A 13,654-nucleotide genomic window follows, 5' to 3' on the forward strand; every position below is an offset into this window, starting at 1 on the left:
CAGCCCGGAGGGTCGATTGGCGACAAGCAAATTGGTCAGTATCGATGGACCCTTGGCAGCTAAGCGGCAGCGCCATGAATCGACGGGGACTTCAATTGATGGCCAGCGATGACACCGCTGACGCTGGATACAGCGGCGGCGAGAATTGCTGCAAGGCGGCGCGTAGTCATTCAATGCACGCTCGCAGCGCGGGCTATTTTGCCGTTGGTGCGAGCCTCCTGAAATCCACGTCCGATGCCGCGGCAAGATAGGTGAAGGCCGACCACACTGCGACCGCCTGGTCGAGCTGCTTCGGATCGATCTTGTCGAGCGTGTCGTCTGCGGTGTGATGGGTGTCGAAATAATCTAACCCGTCTTGGCGCAGTGATACCGCAGGCACGCCGGCTTTCTGTAGTTCACGGATGTCGTCCCCGCCGCCGAGGGCTGGCCGGCGATCGACGTTAGCGCCGAGCGGCGCAATGATCCGCTCTAGCGTGTGGCCGAAATCACTGCCGGCGGCGCCGCCTGGAAGCTGCACGGAATAGACATTCCGGGCCCCGAAATCTGCCTCGCCGGCCACCACGATCTTTCCGGTTTCTCCTTCGTGGGCTTGGGCATAGGCGGCGCCGCTGAAATTCATCTCCTCGGCGCCGAACAGCACGACACGGATCGTGCGGCTGGGTCGCTGCGGCAGACCGGCGATCAGCCGGGCGGCGCCGAAGACGATGGCGATGCCGGCGCCGTCATCCGTGGCGCCGGTGCCGAGATCCCAGGAATCGAGATGTCCACCGATGAGAACGACCTCATCCGGACGCTCTGTACCCTTGACCTCGCCGACGACGTTCCAGGACGGCGCGTTCTCTTGAATCGTCGGTGTCAGCAGAAGCCGGATCCTTACCGGACCCAGCGCCGCCAACCGCTCGAGCTGCTCGGCGTCGGGAATGGCCAGCGCCGCCGCCGGAATCCGCGGCGCGCCGTCCTGGTAATTGAGGGCCCCGGTATGGGGCAGACGATGGCTGTCTGTGCCAAGCGAGCGCAGCAGATAGGCAACGGCGCCCCGCCTTGCGGCCTCGGAGGGACCGTAACGCCGGATCGGGTTAGCGGCGCCATAGCCGCTGCCGTCCTGCGCCCGCACCATGCGCTGGGTCACCACGGCGATTTTGCCGCTGAGCGATCCCGGAGCAGCCGCAAGCAGATCGTCGTAGGTCCGAAACAGCGCGATCTCGGCCTCGATGCCGTTAGCATCCGTCGCGACCGAGCCACCCAACGCGGTAACAGCCAGATGCTGCGGCACTGGACCGACGATGTCAGCGCTTTCGGCGCCGCGGATCCAGGCTGGGAAGCTAAATGGCTCCGAGTGCACGTTCTCTAAGCCCGCAGCCTTCAACCTGGCCTCTGCCCATACCACCGCCCGCCTATGGGCTTCGGTACCGGCCAGACGCTGCCCGATCTCGGTGGTCAGCGCTTCCACGAAATCGAAGGCGGCGGGATCGTTGAGCGCCTTCTGTCCGAGGCTCGATGCGGTAACGACCAATGATTCCGAAGGCAGCGCGTCGGTGGCTCTTATCGTTGCTCCGGCGCTTGCCGCGAGGGCAACCGCCACGACGAGAATGCGCAAGATCATCTCCCCCGCTCCTATCGACCGAAACCTTGCTGGATTGCTTCCGCGTTTTCGCGTACGGCCTTGTTGGCGAGGCCGATGAAGATCGGAATAGCGACGATCAATAGCAAACCCATCACTAAACGCGTGCGGCTCACAAGGCGCTTAGGGCGCTTGATGTAATGGACGGTTGAACTGTCGTTGTTCGTTTCGTTTTCCATGGTTTCAGCCCGTGTATGTCTTGAATCTTCCCCGCACATAGGCGTGCGATACAGCCTGCATTAGGGCGCGTACTCATAAATTTCGGGAGGTCCGCTTCGCGCCGAAAGCGACCGAGATCTTGCGGTGACGCAGTATGTCGCGATGGGTCACAAGCAGCCCATGTTGGCGATCTCGACAGTCCCAGAGTGCACGCACTAAATTTGCGATTCCGTTTTCGATTCTGCTTTCGATTCTGGGCTACTTTGCCCCAGGCGTGGCTCTGTCCCAGCCAGTAGCCGCTGAATGTTGGCACGATGGCGCACAATCACGTAAATGCTACCTGCAATCACCAGTAACCGATAGGGCAACGGTTGCTCCAAGCCGCAGATGAGGACGATCGCAGTCAACGCCGCTAGCATCGAACTAAGGGAAACAATCCGAAAAATAGCCAGCACAACGCCAAAAACCGTCGCAGCACCTAAACCTACTGGCCAAGACATCGCCAGCAACACGCCTAGCCCCGTCGCAACGGATTTGCCACCTGTAAAATTCAACCAAATCGAACGGCTATGCCCCAACAACACGGCAAGTCCGGCCAAGCAAACAGCCCAAGGCACCCAGGTTTGTAGATCAAGCGCTGTCGGTGGCGTGACGGACGGCAATGTATAGAACCAAGGATAAAACCAGCGGGCAAAGACGATCGCCCCCACACCTTTCAGCACATCTACCAGGAGCACCACCAACGCAGGCCATTTCCCCAGGGTTCGCAATACGTTCGTTGCCCCAATGGATTTGGAGCCATGCTCTCGGATATCAATGCCCTTGAGCAGTTTCCCCGCCAGATAGCCCGTGGGCGTAGAACCGAAGAGATAAGCGATCACCAATCCAACCACACTCGCTATCCAGAAAACCATGGGATTCACCTCGACGCTCTAATTTCAGGCAATCATCATTTGGTCGTCTACGTCTTTGACCGCTATGGGTCATTCGCGACCCGGTCGAGCCGACAGCAGGTCAAGCCATGTGCGCTGTGCCCCGAAAGCGGAAGTTTCCAGAGCACTAGCGGCTCTCCGCTAGGCCCTGGATACCCAACAGGATTTCGAACCCTTCGGATTAGCGCGTAGGGCGGATTCGTAATCCGCCATCTCTGCTCCGCTACAACCGCCGAAGCGGCGGGTTACGCTGCGCTAACCCGCCCTACGAATCTGCCTGACGGGCAAATCAGCAAAAACCTGTCCAGCCCCTTTTGCAAAAATATTCTGATTTTCCGAAACCCCAAATCACTGCTATATCTCCCACCGTCCCGTCCCACAGAGGGGCGACACGCGATCGTCACGGCCGCGGGGCGGGATGCGGTGGACGCGGATGCGCCGATAACGAACGGCGCTGAGGCGGACGGCGAAGTCGTGTGGTCCTGACGCCCCGACGCTGGCGTCAAGTTCTTGAGAAGCAAGCTTCTCAGGGGCGACGGTGGCAAGAAAGCCCGGTCGCCGGGGAGAGCGCGAAGTAAGCCGTAAACCATTGCGCGGGGAGTGCTGGGTGATTCCGGTGTGACCTGACTAACGCGTGTGCGCTCTCACACTATCATTGCACACGCGGCTATCGGGCGCATCGGGCGCCCGGCATTCCCTGCGCCCTCTGACTGGAGGGTAAGAAATCTCTCACAAACCTCGGGCGTATCAGGCCGCGAGATCGCGAAATTGTGTTTTGACGTCATTGCGAGAAGCCAACGGGTCGCAATGACGGAGGACCAGCCCCCCGGATCGACGCCGCAACACCGGCCGATCAATTATCTTCCGCGCTGCAACGCAGAATCTTGATTTGAACAATTCCAATTTCCGGACCAACATCGCCCCCAAGGTTCACTCGATGGAATGAACCAAAAAAAAGGGATCGCGATGGCAAACCTCATAATTAATGGCAAAGCTTTCGACGTCGACGTCGAGCCGGATACGCCGCTGCTTTGGGCAATCCGGGAAAATATCGGCCTGACCGGCACCAAATATGGCTGCGGCATTGCACAATGCGGCGCCTGCACCGTCCATGTCGATGGCGTCGCGATGCGCTCGTGCGGCGTATCGGTCAGCGAAGCCGCCGGCAAACAGATCACCACCATTGAAGGACTTGGCGCCGAGGGCGCGCTGCACAAGGTGCAGCAGGCCTGGATTGCCAACGACGTTCCGCAATGCGGCTATTGCCAGAGCGGCATGATCATGGCGGTGGCAGCGCTTCTCAAGGACAAGCCGAAGCCGACCGACCAGGACATCGACGAGGCCATCACCAATATCTGCCGCTGCGGCACCTTCCAGCAGGTGCGCGAGGCGATCCACGCCGTCGCGAACGCTTGAGGAGGCCATCATGAACCACATGCCCTCCATGAATCGCCGCGCCTTTGTCATCGGCTCCGCCACGCTCGGCACTGGCCTTGCGCTCGGCCTCGACATTCCCTTCGGCGGTCCGACCGTCGTCCGCGCCGCCGACGGATCGCCTGAGGTCAACGCCTGGGTCGTGATCCGGCCCGACGACACCGTCGTCATCCGCGTCGCCCGCTCCGAAATGGGCCAGGGCTCGCTGACCGGCCTTGCCCAGTTGGTCGCCGAGGAACTCGAATGCGACTGGTCGAAAGTCACAACCGAATTCCCGACACCCGGACAGAACGTCGCCCGCAAACGCGTCTGGGGCGATTTTTCGACCGGCGGCAGCCGCGGTATCCGCGCCTCGCAAGAATATGTGCGCAAGGGCGGCGCCACCGCGCGCGTGATGCTGATCCAGGCGGCGGCGGACGAATGGAAGGTGCCGGCTTCCGAATGCACCGCGGCCAACAGCGTCATCACCCATACGCCGTCGGGACGCACCACGACCTATGGCAAGGTGGCCGAAGCGGCCGCCAAAGTAACGCCGCCGGCCGACGTCAAATTGAAGGATCCGAAGGACTGGAAGATCGCCGGCAAGGGGCTGAAGCGCCTCGACACCACGGACAAGACCACCGGCAAGACCACCTATGGCATCGACGTCAAGCTGCCGGGCATGCTCAACGCCGCGATCAAGGCGTGTCCCGTGTTCGGCGGCAAGCTGAAAAGCTTTGACGAAGCCAAAATCACGGGCATGAAGGGCGTCAAGAAAGTGGTGCGGGTCGGCGACAATGCCGTTGCCGTCGTCGCCGACACCTGGTGGCACGCCAAGACTGCGCTCGAAGCCTTGCCGATCGTGTGGGACGAAGGCGAGAATGCCAAGGTTTCCTCGGCGACGATCGCGAAATGGCTCGAGCAAGGCCTCGATGATGCGCAGCCGGCATTTGTCGGCAACCAGAACGGCGACGTTAAAGCTGCGATCGCGAGCGCGGCGAAGAAAGTCGAGGCGGTCTACAACTATCCCTACCAGAACCACGCCACCATGGAGCCGATGAACGCCACCGCGCTCTATAGCGCTGACAGATGCGAGGTCTGGTGCGGAACGCAGAACGGCGAGGCCGCCTTCGCCGCGACGCTGGAAGCCTCCGGCCTGCCGGCCGACAAATGCGAAGTTCATAAGCTGTTGCTCGGCGGCGGTTTCGGCCGCAGAGGCCAGACCGACTATGTCCGGCAGGCGGTCCTCATCGCCAAGCAAATGCCGGGCACGCCGGTCAAGTTGTTATGGTCGCGCGAAGAAGACATGCAGCACGGCATGTATCATCCGATCACTCAGTGCAAATTCACCGGCGCCTTCGATGCCGACAACAATTTGACGGCGTTGCGCATGCGGATATCCGGACAGTCGATCCTATTCAGCCTGCGGCCCGATGCCATGGTCAACGGCAAGGATCCCGCCACCTTCGCTGGCCTCAACCCGAACGGCGAAGCCGCGTTCGGATATTCCGTCCCCAACCTCCTGATCGACCATTCGATGCGCAATCCGCACGTCCCGCCCGGCTTCTGGCGCGGCGTCAACGTCAATCACAACGCGATCTATGTCGAATGTTTCATGGATGAGCTGGCGCATGCCGCAGGCCAGGACCCGCTCGAGTTCCGGCGCAAGCTGATGGCCAATCACCCCAAGAACCTTGCCGTGCTCAATGCGGTCGCCGAGAAAATCGGCTGGGGCAAACCGGCACCGCAAGGCGTCTACCGCGGCCTCGCCCAACTCCACGCCTATGCGAGCTATGTCGCCGGTGCCGCCGAAATCTCCGTCACCGACGGCAACAAGATCAAGGTGCTCCGCATTGTGGCTGCGACCGACCCCGGTTATGCCGTCAATCCGGCCCAGATCGAGCGGCAGATCGCCGGTTCGTTCGTCTACGGCCTGACCGGGTTGTTCTATGGCGGCTGCACGGTCAAGGACGGCTATATCGAGCAGGCCAATTTCGACACCTACAATTCGATGCGGATTGCCGAGATGCCGAAGGTCGAATCGATCGTGATGCCGAGCGGCGGCTTCTGGGGCGGCGTCGGCGAGCCCACCATCGGCGTCGCGGCGCCGGCGGTGCTGAACGCCTATTTCGCGGCGACGGGCAAGCGCATCCGCTCGGTGCCGCTGCGCGACCAGAACATCTCGTTCGCTTGAGATTTCGGGCGGCGGCTTTTTGTCGCCGCCCGATCACGGATGGTACCGATGGACGCGCTACGCCGGATGACGCGGAGAGACGTCGCGCGTGGCATCGCGGCGTCGCTGGTGTTGCCGCGTCCGTCTCACGCCCAATCCGCCGCGCGCATCGTCGTGATCGGCGGCGGCTTTGGCGGCGCGAGTTGCGCGCGGGCGTTGCGGCGGATCGACGCAAAACTTCAGGTGACGCTGATCGAGCCGAACCGGACTTTTACCGCCTGCCCGTTCAGCAATGAAGTGATCGCGGGCTTGCGGGAAATCGAAGCGCAGCAATTCGGTTACGACCGGATCGGCGCGGAAGGCGTGAGTATGATTGCGCAAGGTGCGACGAAGATCGACGCGCAAAAGCGCGTGGTCGGTTTTGCCGACGGTACCTCGATTGGCTATGACCGTCTGGTGCTCGCGCCCGGCATCGATGCGAGATACGACGCGCTGCCCGGCTATGACGAGGCCGCCGCCAAGATGCCTCATGCCTGGAAGGCCGGCGAGCAGACGTTGTTGTTGCGCAAGCAAATCGAAGCCATGGACGATGGCGGCCTTGTCGTGCTCGCGGTGCCCGCGGCGCCGTTGCGCTGCCCGCCGGCGCCTTACGAACGCGCCAGCCTGATCGCGCATTACCTGAAGACAAAAAAGCCGCGCTCCAAGGTGCTGATTCTCGATGCCAAGGACAATTTTCCCCAACAGCGCCTGTTCGAAAATGCCTGGAAGGAGCTTTATCCCGGAATGATCGAGCGGATATCGCTATCGCAAGGCGGGCGCGTCACATCGGTCGAGCCCGCGACCAACACCATGATCACCGATTTCGGCAACTACACGGCGCAAGTGGCAAATGTCATCCCGCCGCAAAAAGCCGGCCGCATCGCGGAGATCGCGGGCGCGGCCGACAAGACCGGCTGGTGCCCAATCGACCCGGTGACATTTGCTTCAAAGCTCGTGCCCGACATTCACGTCATCGGCGATGCCTGCATCGGCGGCGGCATCCCCAAATCCGCCTCCGCCGCGAACGCGCAAGGCAAGGCCTGCGCTGACGCGGTGGCTAGCCTGATTGCCGGCAAGCCGCCGGCGATCCCAAAGCTGGTCGGCGCCTGTTACAACACGGTCGCGCCCGACTATGCGTTCTCGCTGTCCGGCGTTTATCAACCGAAGGACGACATGTTCGCCGAGGTCGAAGGTGGCGGGACAAGTCCCGTCGAGGCGCCGCGCGAAGTTCGAAAGCGCGAAGCCGACGAGGCGCAATCCTGGTACAAGACAATCACGGTGGATACCTTTGGCTAGGTTCGTCGTCAGCATTGCCGGCGTGTGGCTCGCAGCAGCGACGCTCGCCCTGCCCTGTATCGGCAGCGCGCAAGACCTGCGCAGCTATGTCGTCAACGGCGATGCCATTGCGCAATCGCTGACGGGCATGCCGGGCGACGCGGCGCGCGGACGCGCGCTGGTGCTCGATCGCACCAGCACCTGCATCCTCTGCCATTCCGGGCCGTTTCCGGAAGTCAAATTTCAAGGCGATCTCGCGCCCAGTCTTGCCGGCGCCGGCAGCCGCTGGAACGAAGGCCAGCTTCGGCTTCGGCTGGTCGACGCGTCCCGCCTCAACCCGGGAACCATCATGCCGTCCTATTATCGGCTCGACGGATTGGTCCGCGTCGGCGCTTCGTGGCGCGGCAAGCCGATCCTGTCGGCGGAACAAATCGAAGATATCGTGGCATATCTTGCAAGCTTGCGTGAATAGGAAGGCAGCACCAACGATGCACAGTCAGGACCATCCCACGCGCCGCCAACTGCTGGGCCTCGCCGGCGGCGTAGCGGCGCTCGGCGCCGTTCCGATCGTGACGCTGCGTCCTGCGGCGGCGACACCGGCAATGCTCGCGAGCGCGATCCGGAACGTGGTCGGCGCGGCCGTGGTGCAGCCCGGCAAGGTAAAACTCGACATTCCACCGCTGGTCGAAAACGGCAACACCGTGCCGATCACCGTGAGTGTTTCGAACCCGATGACTCCCGATGATTACGTCAGGAGCATCCACGTCTTCAACGAGAAGAACCCGCAGCCGAATGTCGGCAATTTCTATCTCGGCCCGCGCGCCGGCCGCGCGCAAATCTCGACCCGGATCCGGCTGGCCGACAGCCAGAAGATCGTCGCCATCGCGCATCTTTCTGACGGCTCGTTCTGGTCGGTCAGCGCCGACGTCGTGGTGACGCTGGCTGCCTGCACCGAGGAGGTGATCTGATGGTATCGGCGCTGATCAATGTTCCCAAGAAAGCAAAGCGCGGCGAGATCATCGAGATCAAGACGCTGATGTCTCACATCATGGAGACCGGCTTCCGCCGCACCGCAACCGGCGAGCTGGTCCCGCGCGATATCATCACGAGCTTCAGCTGCCGTTACAACGGGGCTGCAATCTTCCGCGCCGATCTGTTTCCGGCGATCGCGGCAAATCCCTTCATCACCTTCTTCACGGTCGCGAGCGAGAGCGGCAAGTTCGATTTCGAATGGATCGGCGACCGAGGGTTTTCCGAGACCGCTTCGGCTTCGATCATTGTCGAATGAAATCTGCCCGCACGATCGTCGCGGCGGCGCTGTTGATCGCGGCCGCCCTGCCCCTCTTCGCCACCGAAATCCCGCAAGGAGAGCGCCGATCCGGCTACAGCTTCATGGGGCCCGACACCAAGGCGATGCAGGATGACGATACCGCCAATCCCGGCATGCTGTGGGTGCTCGACGGCGAAAAGCTATGGAAGAGCAAAACCGGCGCGGCAGGAAAAGCCTGCGCCGATTGCCATGACGATGCGCGCGCCAGCATGAAGGACGTGGCCGCGCGTTATCCTGCGTTCGACAAGACGCTCGACCGTCCGGTCAATCTCGAACAGCGCATTAATCTGTGCCGCGCCAGGCATCAGCAGGCGACGCCGCTTCCCTACGAAAGCCGCGAGCTGCTCGCGCTCGCCGCCTTCGTCGCCGAGCAGTCGCGCGGCATGGCGATCACCCCCGCCGGCGATCCGCAGCTCGAACCGTTTGTCGCCAAAGGACGGGAGCTGTTCATGCAGCGACAGGGTCAGCTCAATCTGGCTTGCGCGAATTGCCATGATGATAATTGGGACAAGCACCTTGCGGGATCACCCATCACGCAGGCGCACCCGACCGGCTATCCGATCTACCGGCTGGAGTGGCAATCGCTCGGTTCGCTCGAGCGCCGCTTGCGCAGCTGCATCACCGGCATCCGCGCCCAGGCCTATGACTACGGAGCGGCGGAACTGGTCGAGCTCGAGCTCTATCTGATGTCGCGCGCAAAGGGCATGCCGGTCGAGACCCCGGCGGTGCGGCCGTGAATTATCGCCGTTCGTAGCAGTGAAAGCCGCCGTAAATTCCGGAACGGTCGAGTTCGAAGCCGACCGCGCTTCGTTCCTCCTCGCGGCGCCAGATTTGCTGCAGCGGCGCGAGTTCGGGTGCTTCCAGTGGAGATTCGGTGCCGGCGGTCCGAAAGATCACACGGACATTGTCGCTGCCGGTGCGATCGATGGCGTTCCACAGCGCGCGGATTTCCTCCGGCGCCATCCAGTCCTGCGAGTCCAGCAGAATGACGGCATCGACCTCCCGCGCCGGCAGGCTTTCCAGGAACAGCCGAAGATTGGCGTGGACCGGGATGATCAATCCGGCACCGTTGCGCATACGCTCGAAGTGGCGGGCCTGCAGATATGGCGGCAGGCAGCGATCGCCGGGACCGGGATAGGCGCGATGCAGCGCTTGCCAGGCAAAATAGTTTGACTCGTTTGGGTGACCGTTGATCAGGCGCAGCAGCCGCTCGTAGAGCACTTCGTTGAGCGGCGCGCCGCCGCCAAGCAGCGCCCGCTGCTGCGGCGGAATTCCTAAGCTGAACAATAGCGCGGGCGTTCCGGTGATCAGGCGGAGCAACGGCGAATGAAATAGCCGATGCAGGCGATCGAGCGCTTCAACGCGCTCCGGGGAGTCGGTCCTGCCTTTCAGCAAGGCTTCGAGATCGATGCGGGCGAATTTCGCCAACAGATGGGCAAGGCCGATGAAACGGCCGAGCATGCCGTGGCGATAAAAACCGTCGGTGAAATAAGCGTGCCGCGGGCGGCCGATCACGTTGCGCTTGTCCCAATAGGCGCGCGCATCCGCGTCGAGCATCAGCCAGAGCCGCTCGCGATACAGTTCGGAATTGGCGCGCGAGGCGGCCTCGCCGAAGAACTGCCAGAATTCCGCATAATTGGAGAACGCCCGAAGCCCCGCGAGCTTGAGCTTGAGCAGCGAAAGATGCGCTTCATTGAGATCGACGGCGTAGACCTGCGCCGGTTGCGCCGTGAGATATGACAGCGCGTTGCAGCCGCCAGATGAGATGGTGACAATGGTCGATCCGACCGGCAGCCGCAGCGCCGCGAGGTCGGCTTCGGGATCCTCCCAGATCTGGGTGTAGACCAGGCGGCGAAACCAGAATGCGAAAAGCCTATCCCAAATGGTCGCCTCGGCCTCGTCTCTCGTGTTGCGGACCGCGTCCGCGATAAGCTGGGTATTCATCCATCCCTCGAATCAGCAATCTCTCGAGGGTAGCTCCCGCTCGCTGCAGTTTTGCGACAAATGGGCAGCAGCGAAGAAGCTGTAAACAACCGTTTCATCAGTAGAATTACGGGATCATCGGGCGCAAGCCGCCCGTCTGTCACATCCCTGTCGCGTGAACATCCGAAGGGAGTGAGCGCGAGATTCGAATTAAGAGGTGCATGGATGTCTGCCTATTCAGAGGATATCGGCGCAGATACCTCGTGGCCGACTGAGGCAACCTGCCGCATGAACCGGATGTATCGCCGGCAGCGCCACATCTATGACGGCACGCGGCGATACTACCTGCTTGGTCGAGACCAATTGATCGCGGGTTTGCAACCAAGGCCGGGCGCAAGCGTGCTGGAAATCGGCTGCGGCACCGGCAGGAACCTGGTGTCGGCCGCGCGCCTCTATCCCGACGCCCGATTTTTCGGCATCGATGTTTCAACGGAGATGCTGAGTTCGGCGATGTCGGCGATTGCGCGGCACGGCCTGTCGGATCGGATTCGCCTCGCGCATGGCGACGGAACCATGTTCGCTCCCGAGCGCATTTTCGGCGTCGCCGCGTTCGATCACATCTTCGTTTCCTATAGCCTGTCGATGATCCCGGACTGGCGTCGCGTTGTGCAGGCGGCGGTCAACCACCTCAAGCCCGGCGGGCGTTTGCACATTGTCGATTTCGGCGGCCAGGAACGATTGCCGGGCATTGCCCGCACGCTGCTGCGGCGATGGCTCGCCATGTTCGACGTCACGCCGCGCGACGATCTTGAGACCGCGCTGTCGGCGATTTCAGATGCTTGCCGTGCCGAACTGAAGTTCGGGCGGCCGTTCCGCGGCTATGCCCAATATGCGGTGCTGACGGTTTCGCCCAGGCAAGCCGCGCCGTGACCGGGTGGCTTGCACTGGTCGCGGCGGGATTGTTCGAGATCGCCTGGGCGTTCGGCCTGAAATATTCCGACGGGCTCACGAGGTTCTGGCCGACGGCCGCGACCGGCCTCGCGATCGCGCTCTCTTTCGGATTGATGGCGATCGCGCTGAGGTCGCTGCCGTTCGGCACGGCTTACGCGGTGTGGACCGGGATCGGGGCGGTCGGCAGTATCCTGGTCGGCATGCTGGTTTATAGCGAGCCGGCCGATCCGGTTCGGGTTTTGTGCCTGACGCTGATCGTCGCTGGCATGGTTGGGCTGAAGCTCAATTCGCCGGTGTGAGGGCGCGGCGCTTTGCGCGGCTAGCGCTTGGCGCGCAAACTCCGCCACGCTTCCACGCTGCCGAACAGAGTGAGCGCCAGCACGAACGGGATGAAGTGATAGAGGACGCGGAACATCAACAACGCCGCGATCAGCGGTTCCTTGTCGTCGCCGCCAAGACCAAGCAATATCGCGGCGTCGAACACGCCGATCCCCGCCGGCGTGTGGCTTGCGAAGCCCAGTAATGTCGCGGCGATGAAAACGGTGGTGAGGCGGAAGATATCGATATTCATTGCGGATGGAATCAACACGTACATCGCAAGCGCAGCCGCCGCGAGATCGAAAACGCCGATCGCGATCTGCAGCAACACGATGGGCCCGGAGGGAAGCCGGACCGGCCACTTGCGGGTTCCGATGCTTCGGGGCGAAAGCCAGCTCCAGACCACGAAAGCGACAATTCCCAAAAGCAGCGCAGACGCCACCAATCGGTTGAGCTGCTGCGGCAGATAATCGAACAGGCTGATGGCACCGGGATCGATGAGGAGGCTGAGCCCGAGCGACGTCAAATTGCCCAGCCAGAATGTCAGCCCGGTCAAAAAGCAGATATTCGCCACGTCGACCGCGCCAAGCCCGCTGCCCGAATAGATTCGATAACGGATCACCGGCGAGATCAGCGCCACCGCGCCTATTCCATGCGCGATCGGATAGCTCGTAAAACTCGCCAGAGCTGCAATGCGGTAGGGAACCTCTGTGCGACCGATGGTGCGAAGCGCCAGCAGATCGTAGAGCGTCAAACTGCCGTAGGACATCGCCACCAGCATCATCGCAAGCGCAATGCGGCCCGAATTGGTGTTGTGAACGACCGCGAGCACTTCGTCGTAATTGACGCGCTTGAGCGCATGCGTCAGCGCGTAGATGGCGATCGCGGCGATCGCGAGGCTTAAGACGATACCCAACAGGCCCCTCAGTCGGGCGCCGCTCCCAGGCTGCTTTGGCGGCACGGTGACTTGGGGGCCTGCGACTTCCAGGGGGTCTGTGACTTCCAGAGTGTCGGTCCGATCGGGCAACGGCGTCAACGGTCGTTGCCGCCTGATTCGCGGCGGCTGATACACCCCCTTGACACGTTGTTGTGACAGTCGCGTTACCGCCCCTTGGGAACACACAGCAATTCCACACGTTCCCCGCGATCGAAATCCGGACGCATTGTGGTCGCATCTCTTTCACGCGGTCTTTGTAAGACACACGCGCGAAAAGATTCTCGTGATGCGAGGCAGCATGAACGCCGACGACGACTACGAGCTCACATCCGACCAATGGGAAGCGCTAAGGGCGATCCGCGTGCCCGCGCCGAACGCCCGCGCCTTGAACCGATCCGTGGTCGAGAAGCTCGTCGCGCTTCAGCTCGCCGAAATGACCGACGGCCGTCCGGTCATTACGCGGAAGGGCCGCAGTGTATTGCTGCGCGGCTCGCCGCGGCTATTGGATGTCGCTGCCTGAGGAAAAATGAATACGGGCCCGGCGTCGCCCCCATCGACGCCGGGACCGTATTTTCCCTGTTAT

At 62.2% G+C, this 13,654-nt stretch carries 15 protein-coding genes; 10 read left to right on the forward strand and 5 right to left on the reverse strand.

Features of this window, described 5'->3' with window-relative positions:
* Window positions 1-193: 193 nt before the first annotated feature.
* The 3 genes from B5526_RS07790 to plsY all read right to left on the reverse strand — a co-directional run bounded on the left by B5526_RS07790 (window position 194) and on the right by plsY (window position 2,694).
* Window positions 194-1,603 (reverse strand): M20/M25/M40 family metallo-hydrolase, encoded by a 1,410-nt coding sequence (locus B5526_RS07790; RefSeq protein ID WP_079537682.1) that lies wholly within the window; start codon window positions 1,601-1,603, stop codon window positions 194-196.
* Between the two features lie 11 nt (window positions 1,604-1,614).
* On the reverse strand, window positions 1,615-1,800 hold the full coding sequence (locus B5526_RS07795; RefSeq protein ID WP_079537683.1) for a hypothetical protein: 186 nt from the start codon (window positions 1,798-1,800) through the stop codon (window positions 1,615-1,617).
* A 195-nt stretch (window positions 1,801-1,995) separates the two neighbouring features.
* A complete protein-coding gene (gene plsY, locus B5526_RS07800) occupies window positions 1,996-2,694 on the reverse strand; it encodes a glycerol-3-phosphate 1-O-acyltransferase PlsY (RefSeq protein WP_079537684.1) in 699 nt (232 codons plus the stop codon).
* Between the two features lie 984 nt (window positions 2,695-3,678).
* On the opposite strand from plsY, the gene B5526_RS07805 reads away from it, so the two are divergent.
* Genes B5526_RS07805 through soxA form a run of 7 tightly spaced genes read left to right on the forward strand, consistent with a single transcriptional unit; the run spans window position 3,679 to window position 9,679 of the window.
* Window positions 3,679-4,128, forward strand: coding sequence for a (2Fe-2S)-binding protein (locus B5526_RS07805; RefSeq protein ID WP_079544786.1), 450 nt, complete (start codon window positions 3,679-3,681; stop codon window positions 4,126-4,128).
* Window positions 4,129-4,138: 10 nt separating this feature from the next.
* Entirely contained in the window at window positions 4,139-6,319 is a 2,181-nt protein-coding gene (locus B5526_RS07810) for a xanthine dehydrogenase family protein molybdopterin-binding subunit (RefSeq protein WP_079537685.1), read from the forward strand.
* A gap of 39 nt (window positions 6,320-6,358) precedes the next feature.
* On the forward strand, window positions 6,359-7,633 hold the full coding sequence (locus tag B5526_RS07815) for an NAD(P)/FAD-dependent oxidoreductase (protein WP_079537686.1): 1,275 nt from the start codon (window positions 6,359-6,361) through the stop codon (window positions 7,631-7,633).
* Window positions 7,626-8,084, forward strand: coding sequence for a sulfur oxidation c-type cytochrome SoxX (gene soxX, locus B5526_RS07820; RefSeq protein WP_154071192.1), 459 nt, complete (start codon window positions 7,626-7,628; stop codon window positions 8,082-8,084). Before B5526_RS07815 ends, soxX begins: the two co-directional genes overlap by 8 nt.
* A gap of 16 nt (window positions 8,085-8,100) precedes the next feature.
* Window positions 8,101-8,580 carry a SoxY-related AACIE arm protein gene (locus B5526_RS07825; RefSeq protein ID WP_079537688.1) on the forward strand — a complete coding sequence of 160 codons (480 nt, stop codon included), beginning with the start codon at window positions 8,101-8,103 and terminating at the stop codon, window positions 8,578-8,580.
* On the forward strand, window positions 8,580-8,900 hold the full coding sequence (gene soxZ, locus B5526_RS07830; RefSeq protein WP_079537689.1) for a thiosulfate oxidation carrier complex protein SoxZ: 321 nt from the start codon (window positions 8,580-8,582) through the stop codon (window positions 8,898-8,900). The genes B5526_RS07825 and soxZ overlap by 1 nt, the downstream gene beginning before the upstream one ends.
* Window positions 8,897-9,679, forward strand: a complete 783-nt coding sequence (soxA, locus tag B5526_RS07835) for a sulfur oxidation c-type cytochrome SoxA (RefSeq protein WP_079537690.1) — start codon at window positions 8,897-8,899, stop codon at window positions 9,677-9,679. Before soxZ ends, soxA begins: the two co-directional genes overlap by 4 nt.
* 1 nt (window position 9,680) lies before the next feature.
* Here soxA and B5526_RS07840 read toward each other — a convergent pair whose 3' ends face one another.
* A complete protein-coding gene (locus B5526_RS07840) occupies window positions 9,681-10,886 on the reverse strand; it encodes a DUF3419 family protein (protein WP_079537691.1) in 1,206 nt (401 codons plus the stop codon).
* A 204-nt stretch (window positions 10,887-11,090) separates the two neighbouring features.
* On the opposite strand from B5526_RS07840, the gene B5526_RS07845 reads away from it, so the two are divergent.
* Both B5526_RS07845 and B5526_RS07850 read left to right on the forward strand, forming a co-directional pair.
* Window positions 11,091-11,795: a class I SAM-dependent methyltransferase gene (locus tag B5526_RS07845; RefSeq protein WP_079537692.1), complete on the forward strand. Its 705-nt coding sequence runs from the start codon at window positions 11,091-11,093 to the stop codon at window positions 11,793-11,795.
* The gene (locus tag B5526_RS07850; protein WP_079537693.1) at window positions 11,792-12,115 is read left to right on the forward strand and encodes a DMT family transporter; all 324 of its coding nucleotides are present in this window, start codon (window positions 11,792-11,794) and stop codon (window positions 12,113-12,115) included. The genes B5526_RS07845 and B5526_RS07850 overlap by 4 nt, the downstream gene beginning before the upstream one ends.
* 20 nt (window positions 12,116-12,135) lie before the next feature.
* Here B5526_RS07850 and B5526_RS07855 read toward each other — a convergent pair whose 3' ends face one another.
* Window positions 12,136-13,050 (reverse strand): lysylphosphatidylglycerol synthase transmembrane domain-containing protein, encoded by a 915-nt coding sequence (locus tag B5526_RS07855; RefSeq protein WP_244562223.1) that lies wholly within the window; start codon window positions 13,048-13,050, stop codon window positions 12,136-12,138.
* Window positions 13,051-13,369: 319 nt separating this feature from the next.
* On the opposite strand from B5526_RS07855, the gene B5526_RS07860 reads away from it, so the two are divergent.
* Window positions 13,370-13,591 carry a hypothetical protein gene (locus tag B5526_RS07860; RefSeq protein ID WP_079544788.1) on the forward strand — a complete coding sequence of 74 codons (222 nt, stop codon included), beginning with the start codon at window positions 13,370-13,372 and terminating at the stop codon, window positions 13,589-13,591.
* Window positions 13,592-13,654 lie beyond the last annotated feature (63 nt).

This window comes from Bradyrhizobium lablabi (assembly GCF_900141755.1).
Taxonomy (GTDB): domain Bacteria; phylum Pseudomonadota; class Alphaproteobacteria; order Rhizobiales; family Xanthobacteraceae; genus Bradyrhizobium; species Bradyrhizobium lablabi_A.

Excerpts from the sequence above, each read along its gene's own strand:
- B5526_RS07790 (WP_079537682.1), bottom strand. The coding sequence starts at position 1,603 with ATGATCTTGCGCATTCTCGTCGTGGCGGTTGCCCTCGCGGCAAGCGCC.
- B5526_RS07795 (WP_079537683.1), bottom strand. The coding sequence starts at position 1,800 with ATGGAAAACGAAACGAACAACGACAGTTCAACCGTCCATTACATCAAG.
- plsY (WP_079537684.1), bottom strand. The coding sequence starts at position 2,694 with ATGGTTTTCTGGATAGCGAGTGTGGTTGGATTGGTGATCGCTTATCTC.
- B5526_RS07805 (WP_079544786.1), top strand. The coding sequence starts at position 3,679 with ATGGCAAACCTCATAATTAATGGCAAAGCTTTCGACGTCGACGTCGAG.
- B5526_RS07810 (WP_079537685.1), top strand. The coding sequence starts at position 4,139 with ATGAACCACATGCCCTCCATGAATCGCCGCGCCTTTGTCATCGGCTCC.
- B5526_RS07815 (WP_079537686.1), top strand. The coding sequence starts at position 6,359 with ATGGTACCGATGGACGCGCTACGCCGGATGACGCGGAGAGACGTCGCG.
- B5526_RS07825 (WP_079537688.1), top strand. The coding sequence starts at position 8,101 with ATGCACAGTCAGGACCATCCCACGCGCCGCCAACTGCTGGGCCTCGCC.
- soxZ (WP_079537689.1), top strand. The coding sequence starts at position 8,580 with ATGGTATCGGCGCTGATCAATGTTCCCAAGAAAGCAAAGCGCGGCGAG.
- soxA (WP_079537690.1), top strand. The coding sequence starts at position 8,897 with ATGAAATCTGCCCGCACGATCGTCGCGGCGGCGCTGTTGATCGCGGCC.
- B5526_RS07840 (WP_079537691.1), bottom strand. The coding sequence starts at position 10,886 with ATGAATACCCAGCTTATCGCGGACGCGGTCCGCAACACGAGAGACGAG.
- B5526_RS07845 (WP_079537692.1), top strand. The coding sequence starts at position 11,091 with ATGTCTGCCTATTCAGAGGATATCGGCGCAGATACCTCGTGGCCGACT.
- B5526_RS07860 (WP_079544788.1), top strand. The coding sequence starts at position 13,370 with ATGAACGCCGACGACGACTACGAGCTCACATCCGACCAATGGGAAGCG.